This is a genomic window from Streptomyces sp. UNOC14_S4, from assembly GCF_020740835.1.
Classification (GTDB): domain Bacteria; phylum Actinomycetota; class Actinomycetes; order Streptomycetales; family Streptomycetaceae; genus Streptomyces.
In genome coordinates, this window is sequence record NZ_JAINFC010001020.1 from 1 (window position 1) to 755 (window position 755).

At 77.0% G+C, this 755-nt stretch carries 1 protein-coding gene; it reads right to left on the reverse strand.

Annotated features, from left to right (window positions below):
- Nucleotides 1–578, reverse strand: a 578-nt coding sequence (locus K6I34_RS37675) for an LLM class flavin-dependent oxidoreductase (RefSeq protein WP_229332503.1), incomplete at its 3' end; no start/stop codon positions are given.
- Nucleotides 579–755 lie beyond the last annotated feature (177 nt).

Sequence of the window (755 nt, forward strand, 5' to 3'; positions counted from 1 at the left end):
TGCGGGGGCCGGGGGACGATGGAGGGGCCGCGGACGCTGAAGCCCGTGCCCCGGTAGTCGACGTAGTGGAGCTTGTCGCGGTCGACGAACCGGCCGGTGGCCGCGTCGCGGATCTCGGCGTCGTCCTCCCAGCTGTCCCACAGGCGCCTGGCGACGTCGGCGACCTCGCCCGCCTCGTGCCAGAGGTCCCGGTCGGGGGCGGCGTCCCGGCGGCCGAAGTGGCGGGCGGCGGCCTCGCCGGTGGAGACGGCGACGGTCCACCCGGCCCGGCCGCGGCTCACCCAGTCGAGGGTGGAGACGGCGTTGGAGACGTGGAACGGCTCGGTGTGGGTGGTGGTGACCGTCGGTACCAGGCCGATCCGCCGGGTGACGGGCGCGACGCGGGCGAGCACGGCGAGGGCGTCCAGGCGGCCGCCGCCGCGGCCGGGCGGGCCGAGGGTGTCGTCGAGGGTGACGAAGTCCAGCTTGCCGTGTTCGGCGAGGCGGGCCGCGCGGGCGAAGGGCTCGGCGTCCGTGGCGTCGGGCCGGTCGATGGCGACGGCCAGGTGGAGCGGCCGGGTGGGTACGGATGAGGACATGGGGTTCCCTGCGGTGTGTGGGGTGTGTGCGGGGGCCGTGGCGGCGCCGGTCAGGCACCTCCGGCGGCAGCCGCGCGGGGTTCGCGCGCGGTGTGCGGGAACAGCTCGCGGAGGGTGGTGAGCAGGGCTCGGGCCGTGGCGTCGTTCTGCCGGAAGGCGGGGCCGTTGGTGCGGGGG